Genomic DNA, 19,903 nt, shown 5'->3' with positions numbered 1-19,903 from the left:
AACTATGAATATAAAAATGCTATGCTTCGAGCATGAGTCGTCAAGCCACCGCTCCTGGCGCGTCCGCCGTCATCGGGGCAGCCCTCTACGGCCTGGCCACCAGGGCCGCGAGACGCCTGCCCCGGGACATGAGCCTGACGTCCGCCGCCACCCTGGCCACCCTGGACCGGACCGGCCCGCGGCGCATCACCGATCTGGCCGCGGTCGAGGGCGTCACCCAGCCCGCGATGACCGCCCTGGTCCGGGTGATGGAGGAGTCCGGCCTGGTCGAGCGGCGGGGCGACGCGTCCGACAAGCGGGTCACGCTGGTGTGCCTGACCGAGGCCGGCGCCTCCTATGTCCGGACGCGTCGCCAGGCGGGCGTCCACGCGTTCGAGCGGTTGATCGGCGAGCTCACCGGCGACGAGGTCGAGGCGCTGGTGGCGGCCCTTCCGGCGCTGAAGCATCTGGCGGAGCTCGACAGCCAGGACCGCGAAGGGCCGAAGCAGTGACCGGGCAGCCGGTCGGCGGGGTGAAGGCGTTCCCGGTGGCGCGTTCCGAGGCGCGGCTGCTGGTCCCCGCCCTGATGTTCATCGCTCTGGTCGTGGCGGCGGTCGCCAGCCTCGGGGCGCCGCTCATCACCAGCGTGGCGACCTCGTTCCACGTCTCGCTCGGCAGCGCGCAGTGGACGCTGACCGTCGCGCTGCTCAGCGGCGCCGTCGCCACGCCGGTCCTGGGCCGGCTCGGAGCCGGCCCGCACCGGCGGGCCACGATCCTCGTCACGCTGGCGGTCGTCGTCGCCGGCAGCGCGCTCACCGTGCTGCCGCTGCCGTTCGCGTGGCTGCTGGCCGGCAGGGCGGCCCAGGGCGTCGGGCTCGGGCTGACGGCGCTGATGATGGGCGTGGCCCGGGACCACCTCCCCGAGGAGCGCAGCGCGGCCGTGATCGCCCTGATCTCGGTGGTCTCGATCATCGGGGCCGGCGTCGGCTATCCGCTGGCCGCACTGCTCACCGAGCTCGGCGGGGTACGGGCCGCCTACGGCCTCGGCCTGGTCGTCACCGCCGCGGCCCTCCTGACCGCGTGGCGCTCCATGCCCGAAGCCCCCGAAGGCCGCTCCGCCCACGTGGACGTGGCAGGCGCGGTCGTCCTGGCCGCTGCGCTGCTCCTGGTGCTGTTCCTCGCCGGCGAACGGAATCTGTGGAGCCGGCACCTCGCCGTGGCGGCGGGCCTCGCCGTCGTCGCGGTGGTGCTGCTCTGCGTCTGGGCCGTCATCGAGCTGCGCAGCACGACGCCCCTGGTCGATGTGCGGGCGGTGCGGCACCCGGCGGTCGCCGGGGCGAACCTCGCCATGTTCGTCGGCGGGATCGGCATGTACCTCCTGCTCACGCTCATCACCCGGTACGCGCAGACGCCGCACGGCGCCGGCTACGGCTTCGGGCTCACGACCTTCGTCGCCGGGCTGGTCCTCATCCCGTTCTCGGTGCTGGGGTTCGTCGCCGGCAAGCTCACGCCGCGGGTCCGGACGCGGATCGCCGCCCCCCTGCTCCTGGCCGGCAGCGCCGTCGTGGTCGGCGGCGGGTTCGCCCTGTTCGCGGCGGCCCGGTCGGACCTGGCCGAACTGTTCGCGGCGATGGGCGTGCTCGGCTTCGGCGTCGGCGGCTTCTCGGCCGCGATGCCCGGCGTCATCCTGGCCGTCACCCCCAAGAGCGAGACGTCCAGCGCCATGAGCTTCAACTACGTCGTCCGCAGCGTCGGGTACTCCCTGGGCAGCGCCATCGGCGGCCTGATCCTCGCCGCGGGCACCGGCCCCGGCCACCTCTTCCCCGACGACAGCGCCTACACCACCGCGGCGCTGGTCGGCATCGGCGCCATGGCGATCACGACGCTGACAAGCCTCGCTCTCGCACGCCGACGCTCGTCCGAAACCAACCCGTAAGTCAGATGCACTCATCCCAACACTGGAGGTTCCATGCCCAAGGGCTACTGGGTCAGCGTTTACCGCACCATTTCAGACCCTGAGAAGCTGGCTGCTTACAACGAATTGGCCCCTCTGGCCGTCGGGCCTGCGGGCGGCCGGACCCTCATCCGTGGCGGTCGGGTCGTCGCGCATGACGCCGGGATCGCCGAGCGCACCGTCGTGGTCGAGTTCGACAGCTTCGAGCAGGCCGTCGCGGCACACGAGAGCGCGGCCTACCAGGAGGCGCTGGTCGCCCTCTCCGACGGCGTCGAGCGCGACTTCCGCATCGTCGAAGGCATCGACTGACCGAGGTCCAGTCGGATCTTCACTGAAGGACTCTGTCGGGAATCTTGAGGACGGGCAGTTAACGATCGTGACGTTGCGTCGGGCTCCCCGGGAACATGATGCCCATGTTCCCGGGGAGCCCGATATGTCCCTCCAGCCCCAGCCCGGATCGGAGATCCCGCCGCTCACATCTCGCCGTCACGGCCCAGCACTTCGCGCATCAGCACCGGGTTGACCGTGACGTACTTCTTGGCCGCGGCCCACTTGTAAAGCCGGGCCAGCGCCGCCAGCTCACGGTCCCACTTCGCGCCACTGATCCGCTCGGGGTTCCGAGGCGACCAGCGCCGCCAGTCCTCGAAGTCGAGCAGGTCCTCCACCTCGGCGTCGCACCAGTTCTTGCCCCGTTGCCACAGGAAGTTGAAGAACAAGCAGCTGTCCCCGGCGTAGTTCCGCCGCGTCTCCCTGGCCAGATGCGCGAACGCCGAACGTGTCGTGTACTGCGTCAGCCTCGGGTCCACGCAGTAGTTCGGGTCCGTGAAGAACGGGTCCCCCGGGTCGATCCGAGCGGCCTCCTCTCGCACATCGAGGTCGGCCCACTCTCTCAGCGCCGGATGGTCACTCATAGCTCCGAGATGTCTCCTCGTCACCCAGTGCACTTGCCAGGTCTTACCCAACACGTTCTTCTCCGCTCACAACACGAACTGCTGCAACACATAGATTCAATAGGGAAGACATCACGCCTGAATCCCATTTGGATCGATGTGCTCATTGCTGTCGCTCACGCGCCACCGGCTTACTGGTCGTGCCCGCCCGCATTCCGGCGAACGGGCAGCTGTACGACGCGAGCGGAGGAACCATGCGATACCGCCCGATCGATCGAGATCCCGACGACGAGCGCCTGGGGCGTTTCCTCCCCGACGATTGGCGCCACGTCGAGAACTACCCGTTGACCGCCGCGAGCCGCCCCGCACAGGTACCGGTGGTGATCGGTGTCAACTGGTACACCGAATTCGACCGGCCCCAAGCGGGCCAGGACGGCGTTCCGTTCGTGGCCCGGGAGGGGGCGAAGTCGCTCACCAGGATCCGGGGCGGGCACGCCGTGTGCCTGGAACCCGGCGGCGAACCGGACCGCGAGCAGTGGTGGAAGTTCTACGACCAGGGAAGCGAGGGCGCCTGCGTCGGATTCGCCTGGACCCGGTGCATGACGATCCTGAACGACGAGTTGTACACGGCCTGGTGGCTGTGGGATCGGGCCAAGGACCGCGATCAGTGGCCCGAGACCAACCCGGGCGATTCCAACGGAACATCCTGTCGCGCCGCGGCCGAGGTATTGGCCTCGGCAGGGCACGTCGACTGGGCGGACTCCCAGGCCAACGACGACCACACCGAGCGCGCCCGCTACGTCGCCGACGCGGCCGACGGCATCAAGGTGTTCCGCTGGGCGGCATCGGTCGACGACGTGCATGCCGTGCTCGGCAACACCCGCGCGGACGAGCTCGGTGCCGTGCCGATCCTGAACTCCTGGGGCACCGACTACCCGCACCGGGTGTGGATGCCGGACGAGGTCCTGGATCGGCTGATGCGGGAGGACGGCGAAATCGCCGTGCCGACCGACCGCTAGCCCCGCCGGGACCAGCCGTTGAAGTCCGGCGCGAGCCATGAGCCGCGTGCCGGGCCTGCTGGATCCCTTTTAGTTCCTAGAGAATCGCCTCTTCGTGATGGGAGTGGTCAGCCCGGTGTGACATCGCCTGCGACTCGGGGAGGAGACATGGAGTCACATCTCGGCGATGTGCCGTACTGGGAGGTCGAGTTCGACGCGAAGGGCGTGCCCCGGCAGGGTGGAAATCTGCCCGAGACCACCGCAACCGCGGGGCTGCGCGAGCTCTTCGTCTTCAGCCATGGCTGGAACAGCTCCTTCGGCGGCGCACGCGACCTGTACTCGACGATGTTCGGACTCATCGCCGGGATGCTCCCGGACGAGCAGAGGGCGAATGCGGGGTTCGTCGGCGTGCTGTGGCCCGCGTTGCTGTTCCCCGAGGATGCCCCGGCCGACACCGGCCCACCGGTCCCGCGGTCATCGGCGATGCACGACCTGGGAGCTCTGGCGTCCCCACAGCCCACCGGAGAGATGTCCACCGGTGCCGACCTCGCGAAATCGCTCGCCCCTGCCTTTCCGAACCAGGAGGAGCGGCTGGAGCAGATCGGCCAGCTGCTCGACCGGCAGCCGCAGGACCGGGACCGGCTCTTGGAGTTCCTCCGCCTGGCGAGAGGACTCGTGACCACTTCCAGCGACGCCCCGGAGGACGCGGGAGAAGCGGCGGTGATGAGCGCACCACCGGGACGGGTGTTCGACGCGATGGCGGCCCTCGCACCCGTCGACGGTGGGGGTGAACAGGCGTTCAATCCGTTCGGGCGGATGTGGCGGGGAGCGCGGGAGTCGTTGCGGGTCCTCAGCTACTACGAGATGAAGGAACGCGCCGGGGTGGTCGGTCGCGACGGCCTCGGCCCCCTGCTCGGACAGCTGGCGCACACCACCCCCGGTGTGCGCGTGCACCTCCTCGGCCACAGCTTCGGCGCCCGGCTCGTCTCGTTCGCCCTCAAGGGGCTTCCGCCTGAGCAGCGTGGGGCGAACAGCCCGGTCAAATCCCTGTACCTGCTGCAGGGCGCTTTCAGCCACTTCGCGTTCGCACCGCGAGCTCCGGTGCGGGAGGGCGCCGGCGTGCTGGCCGATTGCGCCGACCTGGTCGACGGCCCGCTCGCGTGCACGTTCAGCGAGGCCGACCGCGCCCTCGGCTGGTGGTATCCCAACGCCAGCAGGCTGGCCTGGCAGGGCGCCGAGTTGGCGGACCGGATCAACTACCGCTGGGGAGCGATGGGCTACGACGGCTACCAGCAGAGCGGAGCCCAGACCGTCACGATGGCCCAGCAGGGCACGGACTACGGGTTCCAGCCGGGCGTCTTCTACCGCCTCGACGCCAACGACGTCATCAAGCGGAACCTGTCCTGGTTCGCCCAGGCCCACTGCGACATCCGGCATCCGGAGGTGGCGTGGGCCGCGGCCTCGGCCGCTCGATCGCTGTGCAGGTGAGAGCCGTGAACGACGCACGAAACACCGGTCAGGACGCCGTTTCACTAGGAGGCTCCGACCGGCGATGGCCTTGGGGGTTCAGAGCGCTGGCCCGCATAGACGAGCTGAGGGCATTCGTGGACTGGGCGGAGAACTGCTCCGCGCCGAGCGAGCTGTGCACCGAGAAGTTGGTGGCCCATGCCCGCACCCACCTGGAGTGCGCGCAGAGAGATGTCCGCGGCACTTGGTGGCCGCGGCAGGCTCACGGGGTGGACAGCGCGCTCGCCCACATCCACACGGCCCACGTCCTCATCCTCCAGATCGTGTCGCTCGAAGATCTCCACAGCATGCTGCCCGACCTCCTCATGCTGATCGAGGCGAACCTGCCGCCCGAGGACAAACGCCGACTGTCCGTCGAGAGGATCTTCAAGAGCGCCGAGGGCGGAAGACTTGCGCAGTCGCAGCGGCAGACCGTGATCGATGCCGTGCGCGAGGCGTACCGGGTTCAGCGGAGTGAGGTCGTCCGCGAGCGCAGTTTCGCGCAGCTCGTGTGGTGCTGGGCCATCGGCCTGCTGGGCATAGCCATCACGATCGCGTTCTTCACCGCCTTCATCCCGACACTCCTGCCGATCTGCTTCGGGCCCACCCCCAACGTGCCGTCAGCAGGAATAATCGAGCCACCCCGCGCACTGATAGTCGTGTGTCCGCTCGGCCAACATCCGTTCACCGGAAATCTGGACTTGAGCTCGGAATTGGCCGCATCGAGTGGCGACTACGCAGTCATCGAGACAGTCGGGTTCCTCGCGGCGGCGGTGACCGCTGCCGCAACGCTGCACCAGCTCAGGGGCAATCCGACCGCGTCCAACGTGCCGCTCGCGCTCGCATGCCTCAAGCTTCCCGCCGGTGCCTTGACAGCCGTGCTCGGGCTCCTGCTCATGCGCGGCGAATTCGTACCGGGGTTGACGTCCCTCGATTCGTCGGCGCAGATCATCGGCTGGGCCATCATCTTCGGAGCCGCACAGCACCTGTTCACGAAGGTCGTCGACGCCCGAGGCCGGGAAATCATGGAGGCGGCGCCACGACCGCAGCCCGCGACCGCACCCCAAGGGGCACCGGCACAGCTGGAACCTCTCCACGGCCGCGCGTGAACCACGCCCGCCGCAACGCATCGCCCGGGCCCAGGCGGATGGTGGGGTTACAGACCGAATGCCGTTCGGAAGCACATCGGTCACGGGTGCCGGTGAGCCGGATCGGCAACTGGCCGGCGGGCCCGTGGGCCGAGCAACTTCGCGGCGCGTGAACCCCGAACGGTGAAGGTCAGGAAGAAGCCGCTGCCGATCAGCCCGATCTGCGACGCGGTCAACCCGATCTCTGCGCCATTCCGTCGGGTACGGGCTGGGGGCGATCGGGCCAGTTGTAGTCAGTGTTGCGGATCGTGTTCGAGTGCTTCTTGTGGAGTGTGCGTGAGTGAATTCATAGAGCACGCGCCACATTCGTGAGTAGGTTCTTGAACATGGAGAACGGCGGACCCAGCCGGACGGCACTGATCACCGCGTACGCCCGCGCCTATCACCAGATCGCAGACCGGCCACCGATCTTCACCGACCCCGTGGCGGCACGTCTGCTCGGCGTCACCACAGAGGAACTGATCGAATTGGCCACGCCCGCAACCGGTCTCCTCGGTACCGGGGCAAGCGATCGGCCGCGCCGCCTGTTCTTCGCCGCCCGTGCCCGCTTCGCCGAGGACGCCGTGGCCGCGGCCATCGCCGCTGGTGTGCGGCAGGTCGTGATCCTCGGCGCGGGCCTGGACACCTTCGCCTATCGCAATCCGCGCCCGGACTTGCGTGTCTTCGAGGTCGACCACCCCGCCACCCAAGCGTGGAAACGCGAACGCCTTGCTAAGGCCGGGATCGACCGCCCTGAGACGTTGACCTTCGTGCCGGTCGATTTCGAAACCCAGACGCTTGCAGCTGGATTGGAATCCGCCGGATTCAAGCGGACGGACCCGGCCGCATTCGTGTGGCTCGGCGTCGTGTTCTACCTGACCCCGGACGCCGCCCACGCCACCCTCGAATACATCGCTGGGCAGGCCCAGCCGGTCGAGGTGGTCTTCGACTACCTGCAGCCTGCGGCCACCGACGAGGACCGCGCGCACCAGCGGGCACGTGCCGATCGGCTGGCCGGCGTCGGCGAACCCTTGTTCAGCTACTTCACGCCCGAAGACATCGCCGCACAGCTGCGCGCCCTCGGGTTCACCGGCGTCGAAGATTACTCCGCCCCGGACCTCATCGCCGGCTACGACGAATCCGCAAGATTCGAGGGCGAACCGCCCGGCCCACTGCGCGCGATCCGCATACTGCGCGCGAGCCGCTGAGCCGAATGATCGGTATTCCGATGTTCGTCGGGCCGCGAAGCGAGCGTTTGGGGCCGGTGTCACGATTTCCCGCGGCATGAGCGGACGTTGAGAAGCATGACGACAATTGCTCGTCGGCAAACGATGTGTCGGGCAAGGCCCAATGGGCGATCAGGAACATCAACGGTCAGCGGGCAAGAATTGAGACATCCATCCTGTTGCACGACGCGGCATTTCATGGCCTGTGCGGGTGGAGTTGGCCCACTGTCGGCGCTGTGACCTGCGGTGGGCCACCTTCGGTGGTCGAATGAGTGCGCGACTTCGCCGGTGAAGGTGGCCCGTTCGGCCTCCCTGTTGCGCGAACCGGAATTTCGTGTCCTCTGTGGCAGGCCGATAGCTTCGGATTCATGGAGTGGAGCTTTCAGACGGCCGAAGAGCTTGTTGCCGCGTTGCGCGCCGGTGCGGTGACATCGGTGGAACTGACCGACGAGGCGATCGCCCGTATCGAGCGCGACGACGAGGTGATCAACGCGATCTGCGTGCCGGACTTCGACCGTGCGCGGGCCGCCGCACACCGTGCCGACCAGGCACGCGCGCGTGGTGAGGACCGGCCGCTGCTCGGTATTCCGGTGACGGTCAAGGAGTCGTACAACATGGCTGGGCTGCCCACGACCTGGGGCATGCCGCCGCACCGGAACTACGTGCCGGCCGAGGACGCGGTACAGGTGTCGCGACTCAAGGCCGCCGGTGCGGTGGTGCTCGGTAAGACCAATGTGCCCTTGGGGCTGCAAGATATCCAGAGCTTCAACGAGATCTACGGCACCACCAACAACCCGTGGGATCACGATCGCACGTCGGGTGGATCCTCCGGCGGGTCGGCGGCGGCCCTGGCGTCCGGGTTCGGCGCGCTGTCCATCGGCTCCGACCTCGCCGGTTCGCTGCGCACCCCCGCGCATTTCTGCGGCATCTATGCGCACAAGCCGACAGTCGGACTGGCGGCAACCCGCGGCATGGTCGCGCCGCCGGCACCGCCATTGCCGGTCGACCTCGACCTCGCCGTCGTCGGTCCGATGGCGCGCACCGCCCGCGACCTCGCGCTCCTGCTCGACGTAATGGCCGGACCGGACCCGCTGACGCTCGGCATGGCGCACCGTTTGGCACTGCCGCCCGCCCGCCACGAGCGGCTCTGCGACTTCCGGGTCTTGGTCCTCGACGAGCATCCGCTCATTCCGACCGGATCCGCTGTGTGGGCGGGCGTGAACCGGGTGGCCGACGCGCTTGTCGACGGCGGCGCCCGCGTCGAACGGCACAGTCCGCTGCTGCCCGACCTGGCCGAAGCCGCGACGCTCTACATGCAGTTGCTGATTTCGGGCTCCGTTGCGCGTTTTCCCATCGAATCGTACGAGCAGCTGCGGACCCGCGCCGCCGGACTGAGCGCGGACGACCAGAGTCTTGACGCCGTGCGGCTGCGCGCCATGGTGTTCAGCCACCGCGACTGGATCGAGGCGAACAACCGCCGCGAACTCCACCGCCACGGCTGGCGGCAGCTGTTCGCCGAGTTCGACGCCGTGGTGTGCCCGATCACGCCGACGCCCGCGTTCCCGCACGACCACAACCCCAACCCGCTGGAACGGCGCATCGACATCGACGGCGTCGAGTACCCCTACTTCGACCAGCTCGCCTGGGCCGGCCTGGCCACCATGCCCGGCCTGCCCGCCACCGCCATACCCGCGGGCCGGTCCCCCGAGGGCCTGCCGGTCGGAGTGCAGCTCATCGGTCCGATGTTCGAGGACCGCACCCCGCTGCGGCTGGCCGAACTGCTCGAGCAGAAGATCGGCGGCTTCCAGGTGCCGGAGTAGGGCGCACTGGCCAGCTGGCCGGGATACGGCAGGGACAGGCGTTGTCGAGAACTCCCATCCCTGCCAACCGCGCTCGTCGGCAGTTGAGCGCGCCTGGAACCGCGCTGTCGGCATGACCGGGCATCGGGACGAGACCGTCCCGCCCGCAGGGCCAAGCACGGACGGGGCGATTCAGGCTCGTGCGCTTGGCGGCGCGGGTCCAAGCGCCCACGGCCGCCCACCGTCAACGGCGAGGAGCCGCGGCCTTGGGCGTTCCCTCCGCCCAAGGCCCGGCCGGAGGCGCCCTGCCGATTACCTCAACCGGGCATACGCCTGCCTGATGTCCGCCGGCATCCTGGTTTGGCGTTTCACCGAGTACTCGCCGACGGCCTCGTTGTCCTCGTCACAAGCGTGATCCGCGACGGCACGTAGTCGCCTCCGGATGCCTTGAGACCAGGCAGTGAACTGCACTGCGGGCAGTGCGCGATCGATCAGGAAGGCTGCTCCTCGCGTTCTCCTGTCGCGCAACGAGCGCGGAGATCGCGCTTGAGGATCTTGCCCACTGCGGACCGCGGCAGCTCCGGGACGAAGTCCACAGTGCGCGGTGCCTTGTACCGCGCTATCCGCGCGGCGCAGCCGTCGGCGACCGGGTCGAGATGACGTTCCGCAAGTTGTCCACAACGGACGGAGTGCACAACTACTTCTGGAAGGCCCGGCCGATCAGCGAGGGGCAGCACCGATGAGTTCCCATGGGATCAAGGACAAGGTCGCGATCGTCGGCATGGGGTGCACCCGGTTCGGCGAGAGGTGGGACGCCTCGACCTCCGACCTGGTGATCGACGCCGCCGCGGATGCCTTCGCCTCGGCAGGCGTCGAGCAGCCGGAGATCGACGCGTTCTGGCCGGGCACGATGAACTCCGGTTTCTCCGGGATGACCCTGTCCACCGCGCTGAAGATCGACTACAAGCCGGTGACCAGGGTGGAGAACTTCTGCGCCACCGGGTCGGAAGCCTTTCGCAACGCGTGCTACGCCGTGGCCTCCGGCGCCTACGACGTGGCGATGGCGCTCGGCGTGGAGAAGCTCAAGGACTCCGGCTACTCGGGCCTGACCCGTGCCAACCCGCCGTCGGACGGCACCGCCACCACCCTCACCGCGCCCGCCCGCTTTTCCCTGCTGGCGCCCGCTTATCAGGCGAAGTACGACGTGTCGCGAGCGGACTTCAAACGCGCGATGACCCGCGTGGCGTGGAAGAACCACTACAACGGAGCGCGCAACGAGCGCGCCCAGTTCCGCTCCGAGGTCGCCGAGGAGACCATCGCGGCCGCCGCCCCGGTCGCCGGCGACCTCGGCGTGTTCGACTGCTCCGGAGTCAGCGACGGCGCCGCGGCGGCGATCATCGTGCGCGCCGAGGACGCGTACCGGTTCACCGACCGGCCCCTGTTCATCAAGGCACTGGCCTTCGCCGCCGGGCCGGGCACCGGCACCTTCGACCCGGACTACGACTACACCACCTTCGAAGAGGTCGTGCGCTCCACACAGGACGCATACGCCCAGGCCGGCATCGAGTCCGCCGCCGACGACCTGATGATGGCCGAAGTGCACGACTGCTTCACCCCGACCGAACTGGTGCTGATGGAAGACCTGGGATTCTCCGCCCGCGGCGAGGCCTGGCAGGACACCCTGAACTCTCGATTCACCCTCACCGGCGACCTCCCGGTGAACACCGACGGCGGGCTGAAGAGCTTCGGCCACCCGATCGGCGCCTCAGGCCTCCGAATGCTGTTCGAATGCTGGCTGCAGCTGCGCGGCGAAGCACCACCGCCCGCAGCGCCAAGTCCGGCACCGGGGCAAGCGATACGGCCTCACCCACAACCTCGGTGGTGGCCCGGGCGAGTGCGTGTCGTTCGTTTCGGTCGTCGGCCCCGAGCCCGGCTGAAACCCGGCCACCGGGTCGTCCGCGCTCGGGATGCCGCGGTCGAGTTCCAGGAACCACTTGGTGGCGAACGATGCTTCGGGCCCTCGATCTGGTCTTTCCCGCGCAATCCCGTCAGGTGCGCAGTAGGTGCCTGCGCAGCTCCGGCACGACCACATCCCACACGGCAGGAGGTGGGATCTCATGACCCACTCCCTCCAGGCGCACGAGCCGGGCTCCTGGAATCAGGGTGTCCACCAGTCCATCGACTGGCCGCCGCCTGCGATGAGCAGCAGTGCGGGGGCGTCGTCGGGTCCCCGGCGCTCGATCGCCAGCTCGATGCCGTCGAGTTCGAGGATCTCCATCGCTCCCCCCAGTGGTTGCAAGTCGCAATCAGTCATCACGCTAGGAGGACCGATGACAAGATGCAACCACTTCTCGGAGTGGCGCGAGCACCTCCCCACGTTCCGGGTGCTCGCCAGGCGCGTTCAAGGCTTCGAGCCGAGAACCGCGACCAGGGCCTCGTAAGTCTGCTCGACCGCACCTGCCACGCTCGTTACGACGACGGCCGCCGGCCTCAGTCGAAGCACATCAGTGAGTTGATCGTACATAGCCGCCAGGCGCGAAGGGCCACCTTCGCGATCGACGATCTCCTTGACCAGGCGGTGCCAGGGATCATCGTCCCCGCCGCGGCGGGCGAAGCGTTCCGCGGACCGTTCCTTGGTGTCCATCAACACGATCTCGCAGAACTCGGCGCCGTTGTCGTACGCGACGGCCGCGAAGCGCTCGATCTCGCTCAATCGCCCCAAGAACTGCGGCATGATGATGTCGCGGCCGGCTCGCAGGTGCGTGCCCGCCATGCTCAAGGCAATCGGCCGAACGATCTCCCCGGTCTCCGCAAACCGATCGCGCCAGCCACCGATCAATCCCCGCAGCTGGTCGATGTCAAGGTTGAGCACACCGACGTGATCGTCCACATAACGTCGCGCGAGCGTCGACTTGCCGATGCCGGGCGGCCCATTGAGATGGATGAGGCGAGGCACGCCGTGCAGTCTAGGTCCTCCGGCGTGTCGCATGCGTGATTTCCCGGCTCCTCGGGCTTGTTCGACCCTCGCCTGCAGGGCGTACATGAGATCGGTGACAGCGGTCGAGCGCGGTGAACCAAAAGTGTTCTGGGATCAGGAAATAAGGAAAGAGCTTTCTTCCTGGGCCGGCTCCTCGCAATACATGATCCCGAGCATGACCGGGATCGTCGTATTGGTGCCGGTGATCGAGTGCAGATCCTGGAGGATGCCGAGTTGATCGCCATCGCTCTCGCGAACCGCAGCTGGCCGCTCGATCGCTGGCGGCGGGTCGGCATCTCGGTCGTCTTCCACCCCATCCAGATGCCTGAATCGTTGTGTACGACGGTCGAGCTTCACCGCGTCGAAGCCGTCTCCGACGGCGTTCGCGCCTACCGCGGAGTAGGGCGGTACTTCACTCTGGACACTGGTCGTCGCATCCCATACCGTCCGGTCGGACAGCTGCGGCCCGTCCCCCGGAAGGGCCCGGCTCCGGTGGATCGGAACGGCTTGCGCAGGATCAGAATCCGTCTAATTCAGACAAATCCGATGCGTCGATATTCGCGAGTAGGCAAGGAGCAGGGCATGACCTTCCTCGAAGATGCCACAGCGATGCAGGGTGACCTGGTCGAGCTGCGCAAGCGGCTGCACAGCCATCCGGAGATCGGGCTCGAACTGCCACGTACCCAGGAGGCGGTGCTCTCCGCGCTCAGGGGACTCCCCCTGGAGATCACGACGGGCACGAGGACGACGTCGGTCACCGCGGTGCTCCGTGGTGGGCGACGGGAGGCCGCGGACCCGAAGACCGTGCTGATCCGCGGCGACATGGACGCGTTGCCGGTCGATGAGGAGACCGGGCTGGACTTCGCCGCGACGAACGGCGCGATGCACGCCTGCGGGCACGACCTGCACACCACCTCGCTCGTCGGCGCCGCGAAACTGCTGTGCCAGCATCGCGACACGCTCAAGGGCGACGTGGTGATGATGTTCCAGCCCGGCGAGGAGGGCTTCGACGGCGCAGGTGTCATGATCGAGGAAGGCGTCCTCGACGCTGCCGGCAAGCGCGTCGACGCAGCCTTCGGCATGCACGTGTTCTCCGGTCAGCTGCCGTCGGGGCTGTTCACCAGCAAGGCCGGGACGGTCATGTCCGCGTCGCACGGTCTTTCCGTCACCGTCCGCGGAGCCGGTGGCCACGGGTCGGCTCCGCACCGGGCGAAGGACCCGATCGTCGCGGCAGCGGCGATGGTCACCGCACTGCAGACGATGGTGACCCGCACCTTCGACATCTTCGACCCCGTCGTGATCACCGTCGGGCGATTCACCGGTGGCACGAAACGCAACGTCATCCCGGACACCGCGGCATTCGAAGCGACCGTTCGCTGCTACAGCGAGGCGAACGCGGACCTCCTCGCCTCCTCGATCCAGCGCACGCTGGAGGGCGTCGCGGCATCGCACGGCGTCGACGTCGAGTACCGGTTCGAGAGCGAGTATCCGACGACCGTCAACACGGCTGCCGAGGTCGACTTCGGCGCCGACGTGGTCCGCAACGTCCTCGGCGAGGAGCGCTACCAGGAGATGCCCCACCCGGTGTCGGGGTCGGAGGACTTCTCCCGGGTCATAGCCGCCGTCCCCGGTGCGTTCCTCGGCATCGGCGCTACCCCGCCGGGGCTCGACCCGGATGCCGCCCCGATGAACCACTCGCCACGCGCGGACTTCGACCCGGCCGTGCTCTCCGACGCGGCCGCCATCTACGCCGGCCTCGCCGCCCGCAGGCTGGACGCATTCGCCGAGGAGGCGACATCGTGAGCGACACACCTCAGTCCAGCGGCCACATCCAGACTTCCGCTGACCAGAGCAAGGCCCGCACGCTCTTCGGCATCGGCTCCGGCAATGCGATGGAGTGGTTCGACTGGGGCGTCTACACCACCTTCACCCCGTTCTTCGCCTCGCAGTTCTTCCACAGCGACGACCCCGTCTCCGACGTGCTGAAGACGCTCATCGTGTTCGCGGTCGGGTTCATCGCCCGCCCGTTCGGCGGCGCATTGTTCGGCTGGATCGCCGACAAGATGGGCCGCAAGCTCTCCATGTCGCTGTGCGTCGCGCTCGCCGCGGGCGGCAGCCTGCTGATCGGCATCTCGCCGAACTACGCCACCATCGGCATCGGCGCCTCGCTCATCCTGGTCCTCGCCCGCCTCGCCCAAGGCCTCGCGCACGGCGGCGAACTGCCCTCTGCGCAAACGTACATCGCCGAGACCGCGCCCAAGGAGAAGCGCGGACTGTGGTCCAGCCTCATCTACTTCTCCGGCACCATCGGGCAGCTCACCGGCACCCTGCTCGCCGCCGTGCTCTCCACGATGCTGACCACCGAGTCGATGAACGCCTACGGCTGGAGGCTGCCGTTCATCATCGGCGGTGTGTTCGGGTTCTACGCGCTGTTCATGCGCTTGCGCATGCACGAGACCGAGGCCTTCGTCGAGGAAGCCATCCACGACGACCCCACCGGGAACGAGGACGAGGATCACCTTCACACCAAGAAGGGCGCCATCTGGCAGACCGTCAAGGCACATCCCAAGCTGCTCTTCCAGGTCATCGGCATGACCGTGGGTGCGACCGTCCTCTACTACGTGTGGGCGATCTCGGCCCCCGCGTACGCCATCAGCGTGATCAAGGTGCCGGCGGCTCAGGCGTTGTGGGCCGGGGTCGGGGCGCAGATCGTCTTCCTCGTCGCCGTCCCCCTGTTCGGCGCGCTCTCGGACCGGATCGGCCGCAAGCCGATCCTGCTGACCGCGGTCGTCGGTCTCTCGATCCTGAGCTTCCCGCTGAACGCGATGCTCAACGAGTCGGCGTGGTCGTTGTTCTTCGCGATGTCGATCGCGCTGATCTTCCTGGCCATGTCGACGTCCATCGGGCCCGCCGTCTACGCGGAGATCTTCCCGACCCGGATCCGGGCGATCGGGCTGGCCGTGCCCTACTCGATCGCCGTGGCGCTGTTCGGCGGCACCGCCCCCTACCTGCAGACGTTCTTCGCCAGCCAAGGCATCTCCAGCGCGTTCACCTGGTACAGCATTGCGCTCGGCCTGATCAGTGGCCTCGTCGTGCTGACGCTGCCGGAGACGAAGGGCATCGACCTGAAGGACAAGTCGGTCGGACAGCACGGGCGTCGCAAGGCATTGCGCGAGGTGCCGGGCTGAGAGCGCCGGGCTGGTCAGGGGGCTACGTCGCTCCCTGACCAGCCCGGCCCGCTCCTCGTGCGGTGCCATAACTCGGTGCGCGGGTTGACCTCGTGGCTTGCTGATCGGAGTCAAGCGGCTCGGGTGCACTCGTCGATCAGTCCGTTGAGGACTTCGCGGCGCCGGATGGGATCGTCGCCGGATCGAGTGCGGGCGGGCGTTGGTCGCTCTGATGTGGACGATGGACCTTGAAGTGGTCCGATTGACGTTGCCTGGTTCATACGCGCATCTCCAGCAAGGGACGGCCGGTTCCCGTGGTGACGAGCAGGAGCGACACCTGGTCACGGGGAATCGCGGACGCGCCCGACAGCCGGGCTTCACTGGTCGGAGTCCGCGACCACGTGGCAGCCTGCTCCGCTCGGCCGTCGCGGGCCACCACCCAGGCCACGAAGCGTTCGTCCGGCGGCAGGTTCTCCACGTGCAGCGACACCGCCGTCCCCCATGGACGGCTCTCCAGCTTGCCGTGCCCGTGCGATGCCACGCCCGCAGCCGCCACCAGCTCGGACCCCTGCGGTTCCCACGAGACCGCGGCCATGCCGCCGAGGGTTCCCACGCCGAGCAGCACCACTGCGGCGACGGCCAGCAGCCACCTCCGGCTTCGCGGTGGCGCCGCTCGTTCGGTGCGGGCTTGCTCGATCAGCTTCGCCCACTCCGGCTCGGACGGTTCGATCGGCTCCGGCGGTGGACCGGCGCGGTGCAACAATCCGGGAAGCCCCGCGTAGCCGGACAGTTCTTCCCTGCATTCCGCGCAGTGGCCGAGGTGTTCCTCGAAACGCCGGCGCTCTTCCGGGTCCAGACCGCCGAGCACGTAGGCCCCCAGCAGCCTGCGAACTTCCGCGTGCTCCTCGTTCACCGGACCACTCCCATCTCCTCCAAGGCCGTTCGCAGCGATCGCACCGCGTAGTAGGCGCGGGACTTCACGGTGCCCTGTGGAATCCCCAGTTGTTCCGCCGCTTCGGCAACGCTGCGCCCCTGGAAGTACAACGCCACCACGACTTCGCGGTGCTGGGCCGACAGCCGCTGGAGCGCTTCACCGACGAGCCAGCCGTCCAGCAGCCGGTCCAGGTCGTCGGCCACCGGCAGCGATTCGACGACCCCATCGTCGCGGACGAGGCGCGGGCGACGCTGCTCGGCGCGCCAGTCGTCGATCAGGATGTTCCGCGCGATCGAGAACAGGTACGACCGGGGGTCGCCGCGGCCGGGATCGATCGAATCGAGGTTGCGCCACGCGCGGAGCAGCGTCTCCTGCACGACGTCTTCGGCCCGCTGCCGGTCTTCCGTGTACCGCAGGACGAACGCGGTCAGCATGCCCCCGTACTCCTCGTACATCGCACGAAGCAGTCGCTCGTTCGCACTCATCGCACTCCGTCCTGCGTCAGCCGCATTCTCCCGCGACCGGGTGTACGTCGCGCGCACCCGGCCGGTTCAGTGATCCCGGCTACCTTCTTGCGCTGAACCGCCGCGCGACCGCAGACGTACGGGGAGTCGAGGCAAACGAACGGAAGGGAACACCATGCAAATGCGCGGAATCGCGGTCCTGGCCACCAGTGCCTGCATGATCACCATCGCGGCGTGCGGGACGAGCGAGCAACCCGGCTCCCAGCAGCAGCAGCCGGCCGGCACGCCTGCACCCGCTGCTACCGTGGTCGGCACCCGCACCGCACCCACCGGTGACTACCTGGTCGACGCATCGGGCCGGACTCTCTACCTCTTCACCAAGGACGAACCCAACACCTCCCGGTGCGAGGGCTCGTGCGCAGCGAATTGGCCGCCGCTGAGCGGAACTCCGCAGGCCGGCCCCGGGGTGGACCTGGCGAAGCTCGGAACCGTGAACCGCCCCGACGGCAGCCGGCAGATCACCTTCGCCGGAAAGCCGCTCTACTACTTCGCAGAAGACATGGCTGCCGGAGACGTCAAGGGGCAGCACAAGATGCACGCTTGGTATCTCGTCAGCCCCAACGGCGAAGCGATCAAGACCGCCGCGCCGACCGGCTGAACCGCGATGGGCCGTTCTCGGGCAGCCGGCCCTGCCCGAGAACGCCTGTTCCACCGCATCAGTGCAGCGCACCGCAGTCGAAGCAATGGAGCGTTTCTCATCCTGATCGGCCCGCAGCCGCGGGCCGCGAAGCTGCACGTCGATGAGGTGTCGCATGCGCCGCAGGCGCATAGCCCACCTAAGACACTTGCACCGCCGCGGGTTCACGGTGCCCACCCCTCCGGGGTTCCCTCGGCGAGGACGGCCCTGACGCCGTGTATTGGGCATACATCAGTCAGGGCACCCACAGACCAGGGAGCCTCTGAGGTTCCGCCACCCGCACCGCCACGCAAAACGAGGTTGGAAAAACCTCATTTGGACGCTCGTCGCGCACCACGCCGATGTGACCGGCACCACTTCGATCGGTTGAACGATGCGGCTTCGATCCGCGTATTCCTCCCGGAGTTTCCGTGTTCAAGGAGGAGACATGAGCGATGACGTGGAAGGCTCCCGCCTGCCACACCGCCCGGTGGTCAACCGTCGATCCGCACTCCTGGGACTGACCGGGGTGGCCGCTGCGGGCGCAACGAGCGTCGGCGCATTTCTCTACTCCGGCGGGTGGTTGAGCACCGACGAGTTGACACCGAAGCGAATCGCGGACCGGTTCGAGCAGGTGAACGGCAAGCACGACGGGTTCAGGCGCAACCACGCCAAGGGCGTGAGCGTCTCCGGATTCTTCGACAGCAACGGTTCGGGAGCCGCGGTCTCGAGAGCGGCGGTGTTCCAAGGCGGCCGCATCCCGGTGACGGGACGTTTCTCACTGTCCGGCGGGATGCCCTATGCCGCCGATGCCCACAGTACGATTCGCGGGCTCGGGCTGCTCTTCCACGTGCCGAACGGCGAGCAATGGCGCACCGCCCTGATCAACATCCCGGTCTTCCCGGATAGATCCGTGCAGGGATTCTACGAACGACTCCTCGCGTCCAAGCCACTTCCCGGTACGGGCAAACCGGACCCGCAGAAAATGTCCGGCTTCCTCGCCCAGCACCCCGAAACCGCCAAGGCGATGGAGATCATCAAGGCGAACCCGCCGACGTCCGGCTTCGACAACAGCACCTTCAACAGCCTGAACACGTTCCTGGCGACCAACGCGGCGGACGTGACGACTGCGATTCGCTGGTCGCTGGTGCCTCCTCACCCCGCAGCGCCGGTGCAAGCGGCTGCCCCTGCCGGGAGGGACTACCTCTTCGACGAACTGGTCGGCAAGGTGGCGAAGAACCCGTTGCAGTGGCGTTTGATCCTGACCGTCGGCCAACCGCACGATCCCACGGACGATCCGACCATCCCGTGGACGGGCGACCACCAGAAGATCGACGCGGGCATGCTCACGATCGACTCCGTGCAGACCGAGGCGAGCGGCAATGCCCGGGATATCAACTTCGACCCCCTCGTACTGCCCGACGGGCTGGCGGCCTCCGATGATCCATTGCTCAGCGCCCGCTCGGCCGTTTACGCCCAGTCGTTCACGCGGCGAGCCGGCGAACCCAAGCACCCCGGTGCGATCGACGTGGCGAAGGGGCCCCGATGAGCAGGAATCTCCAGAGCCAGCGTTTCACCGTTCTCTCCCGCCTACTGCACTGGACGATGGCCGTCATGGTGATCGCGATGCTGTTCATCGGAGTCGCCATGGTGGTCTCCCCCACCGCCTACGACGCGTTGCGGTCTGTTCACCGTCCGCTGGGGGTCGCCGTCCTCGTGCTTGCCGTGGTCCGCGTCGTCAACCGGCTCCTGCACCGACCGCCACCACATCCACCGACGATGTCGCGGCCTGAGCGCGTTGTGGCAATCGGGTCCGAGTTGCTCCTCTACGGCCTGCTGCTCGTGCAACCACTCGTCGGCTGGGGAATGACGTCAGCAGCCGGAACGCCTGTCGTGCTGTTCGGAAGCCTGCGCCTCCCGCGCATCCTACCGGCCGACCCCACCCTGTACGCCGCGCTCCACCAAGCGCACACGGTCCTGGCTTACCTGCTCTTCTTCGCCTTCGTGGCGCACATGTCGGCGGTGCTGTTCCACAGTCTCGTCCTGCGCGACGGGCTGCTCGACCGCATGGCGTTCTGGCCTGCCGCACGCGGAAAGGAGCAGTCGCCATCCGACGCGGACGGCACCTCGGCCGGCACGTAGGCGGATGATGCCCTGATGATCAGCCGCAGACGCCACGGCTGACATGCGCACTGCCGCCGAGTGC

General features: G+C 67.9%; 18 protein-coding genes and 1 pseudogene. 14 read left to right on the top strand and 5 right to left on the bottom strand.

Features of this window, described 5'->3' with window-relative positions:
- Positions 1–32: 32 nt before the first annotated feature.
- The 3 genes from AC07FN_RS25430 to AC07FN_RS25420 are packed head-to-tail and all read left to right on the top strand — an operon-like array spanning position 33 to position 2,242.
- Entirely contained in the window at positions 33–491 is a 459-nt protein-coding gene (locus AC07FN_RS25430) for a MarR family winged helix-turn-helix transcriptional regulator (protein WP_478397890.1), read from the top strand.
- Positions 488–1,915 (top strand): MFS transporter, encoded by a 1,428-nt coding sequence (locus AC07FN_RS25425; protein WP_478397889.1) that lies wholly within the window; start codon positions 488–490, stop codon positions 1,913–1,915. Before AC07FN_RS25430 ends, AC07FN_RS25425 begins: the two co-directional genes overlap by 4 nt.
- 33 nt (positions 1,916–1,948) lie before the next feature.
- Positions 1,949–2,242, top strand: coding sequence for a DUF1330 domain-containing protein (locus AC07FN_RS25420; RefSeq protein WP_478397888.1), 294 nt, complete (start codon positions 1,949–1,951; stop codon positions 2,240–2,242).
- 164 nt (positions 2,243–2,406) lie between these two features.
- Here AC07FN_RS25420 and AC07FN_RS25415 read toward each other — a convergent pair whose 3' ends face one another.
- Positions 2,407–2,844 (bottom strand): site-specific integrase, encoded by a 438-nt coding sequence (locus AC07FN_RS25415; protein WP_478397887.1) that lies wholly within the window; start codon positions 2,842–2,844, stop codon positions 2,407–2,409.
- Positions 2,845–3,077: 233 nt separating this feature from the next.
- Here AC07FN_RS25415 and AC07FN_RS25410 point away from each other — a divergent pair, with 233 nt between their 5' ends.
- From AC07FN_RS25410 to AC07FN_RS25385, 6 genes and pseudogenes are all read left to right on the top strand, one after another.
- Complete coding sequence (locus AC07FN_RS25410) at positions 3,078–3,842, top strand: hypothetical protein (protein ID WP_478397886.1); 765 nt, start codon at positions 3,078–3,080, stop codon at positions 3,840–3,842.
- A 147-nt stretch (positions 3,843–3,989) separates the two neighbouring features.
- A complete protein-coding gene (locus tag AC07FN_RS25405; RefSeq protein ID WP_478397885.1) occupies positions 3,990–5,309 on the top strand; it encodes an alpha/beta hydrolase family protein in 1,320 nt (439 codons plus the stop codon).
- Between the two features lie 248 nt (positions 5,310–5,557).
- Positions 5,558–6,436, top strand: a complete 879-nt coding sequence (locus AC07FN_RS25400; protein ID WP_478397884.1) for a hypothetical protein — start codon at positions 5,558–5,560, stop codon at positions 6,434–6,436.
- A gap of 365 nt (positions 6,437–6,801) precedes the next feature.
- Positions 6,802–7,662 (top strand): class I SAM-dependent methyltransferase, encoded by an 861-nt coding sequence (locus AC07FN_RS25395; RefSeq protein ID WP_478397883.1) that lies wholly within the window; start codon positions 6,802–6,804, stop codon positions 7,660–7,662.
- A 386-nt stretch (positions 7,663–8,048) separates the two neighbouring features.
- Positions 8,049–9,500, top strand: a complete 1,452-nt coding sequence (locus AC07FN_RS25390) for an amidase (RefSeq protein WP_478397929.1) — start codon at positions 8,049–8,051, stop codon at positions 9,498–9,500.
- A gap of 718 nt (positions 9,501–10,218) precedes the next feature.
- Positions 10,219–11,241 (top strand): annotated as a pseudogene (locus AC07FN_RS25385) (acetyl-CoA acetyltransferase); the annotation flags it as partial.
- A gap of 639 nt (positions 11,242–11,880) precedes the next feature.
- Here AC07FN_RS25385 and AC07FN_RS25380 read toward each other — a convergent pair.
- Complete coding sequence (locus tag AC07FN_RS25380) at positions 11,881–12,468, bottom strand: AAA family ATPase (protein ID WP_478397928.1); 588 nt, start codon at positions 12,466–12,468, stop codon at positions 11,881–11,883.
- Positions 12,469–12,570: 102 nt separating this feature from the next.
- Entirely contained in the window at positions 12,571–12,813 is a 243-nt protein-coding gene (locus AC07FN_RS25375) for a hypothetical protein (protein WP_478397882.1), read from the bottom strand.
- A gap of 225 nt (positions 12,814–13,038) precedes the next feature.
- Between AC07FN_RS25375 and AC07FN_RS25370 the strand changes: the two genes are divergently transcribed.
- Both AC07FN_RS25370 and AC07FN_RS25365 read left to right on the top strand, forming a co-directional pair.
- Positions 13,039–14,259 (top strand): M20 metallopeptidase family protein, encoded by a 1,221-nt coding sequence (locus AC07FN_RS25370; RefSeq protein ID WP_478397881.1) that lies wholly within the window; start codon positions 13,039–13,041, stop codon positions 14,257–14,259.
- Complete coding sequence (locus tag AC07FN_RS25365; RefSeq protein WP_478397880.1) at positions 14,256–15,644, top strand: MFS transporter; 1,389 nt, start codon at positions 14,256–14,258, stop codon at positions 15,642–15,644. Before AC07FN_RS25370 ends, AC07FN_RS25365 begins: the two co-directional genes overlap by 4 nt.
- A gap of 256 nt (positions 15,645–15,900) precedes the next feature.
- Here AC07FN_RS25365 and AC07FN_RS25360 read toward each other — a convergent pair whose 3' ends face one another.
- Positions 15,901–16,536 carry a zf-HC2 domain-containing protein gene (locus AC07FN_RS25360; RefSeq protein WP_478397879.1) on the bottom strand — a complete coding sequence of 212 codons (636 nt, stop codon included), beginning with the start codon at positions 16,534–16,536 and terminating at the stop codon, positions 15,901–15,903.
- Entirely contained in the window at positions 16,533–17,042 is a 510-nt protein-coding gene (locus AC07FN_RS25355; protein ID WP_452617393.1) for a sigma-70 family RNA polymerase sigma factor, read from the bottom strand. Before AC07FN_RS25355 ends, AC07FN_RS25360 begins: the two co-directional genes overlap by 4 nt.
- Positions 17,043–17,202: 160 nt before the next feature.
- On the opposite strand from AC07FN_RS25355, the gene AC07FN_RS25350 reads away from it, so the two are divergent.
- From AC07FN_RS25350 to AC07FN_RS25340, 3 genes are all read left to right on the top strand, one after another.
- Positions 17,203–17,679, top strand: a complete 477-nt coding sequence (locus AC07FN_RS25350) for a COG4315 family predicted lipoprotein (protein WP_478397878.1) — start codon at positions 17,203–17,205, stop codon at positions 17,677–17,679.
- 466 nt (positions 17,680–18,145) lie between these two features.
- The gene (locus tag AC07FN_RS25345) at positions 18,146–19,246 is read left to right on the top strand and encodes a catalase family peroxidase (protein ID WP_478397877.1); all 1,101 of its coding nucleotides are present in this window, start codon (positions 18,146–18,148) and stop codon (positions 19,244–19,246) included.
- Positions 19,243–19,839, top strand: a complete 597-nt coding sequence (locus tag AC07FN_RS25340; RefSeq protein ID WP_478397876.1) for a cytochrome b — start codon at positions 19,243–19,245, stop codon at positions 19,837–19,839. Before AC07FN_RS25345 ends, AC07FN_RS25340 begins: the two co-directional genes overlap by 4 nt.
- Positions 19,840–19,903: the final 64 nt, after the last annotated feature.

Source organism: Saccharopolyspora sp. NPDC045941 (assembly GCF_056431445.1).
Note: the sequence above shows the minus strand (reverse complement) of the source record. Positions and strands in the feature narration are given on the sequence as shown.